The organism is Bartonella florencae, assembly GCF_000312525.1.
Lineage (GTDB): Bacteria > Pseudomonadota > Alphaproteobacteria > Rhizobiales > Rhizobiaceae > Bartonella > Bartonella florencae.
Map to the genome: position 1 here is coordinate 1 of NZ_HE997496.1, position 700 is coordinate 700.

Genomic DNA, 700 nt, shown 5'->3' on the forward strand with positions numbered 1-700 from the left:
TTATGCTTTAAGTCACTAGAATGAAGAGCAATGCCATCATCCGCATGGAGTGAAATTCCCCCGCCTGCTTTTAGGGCAATGGCTTTTTCTGCGTTTAAGTTCAAGTCACCTTTTGAAACAATTTTTATGCCTTCTGGTGCTTGCAATTCTAATTTCTTGCCATCCCCTTTTATCGACACACCATCAGAAATCGTGAGATTAAACTTTCCTCCTGATGTGAGATTAAGGGTATAGCTATTTTGTTCATCATCATATTCAACGATTGTGCCATCAGGATAAAGTGTTTTATGGATATTGCCTTTATCGGCTGCTTGGTTTGCATCGGTGTGAAGTGAACCAACAATTACCCCTTGTGATAAATCGCCGGAGGAAGAGACGACAACGACTTGCTCTCCAACGTCACGTCCTTCATAAGAACAGGTTTTGCCGGCGCGGGCTTGTGTATCTGGAATCCAATCACTGATCAGATGACCACTCTTTACCCGATAGCGTGCATTTTTATGATCGACATGGCTAATTTTTCCAACCATCACCATATTGGCCACGCGTCTTTTTAAATCGGTGATCTCTTTATCGCGTCGCTCTAACATGAGGCAGCCTCAATTTTTGCGTATTTCTCTTCATTTCCCATACCGGTTTCTGGTTTAAAACCGACAAGAGGTTCAACAATTTCTGCGGTTGCATTTCCTTCATGAGGGGA

1 protein-coding gene is annotated in these 700 nt (G+C 42.9%); it reads right to left on the minus strand.

The features are described 5' to 3' along the window. Window positions 1-590, minus strand: a 590-nt coding sequence (locus BN202_RS09015; RefSeq protein ID WP_019220320.1) for a phage baseplate assembly protein V, incomplete at its 3' end; no start/stop codon positions are given. Between the last annotated feature and the right edge of the window lie 110 nt (window positions 591-700).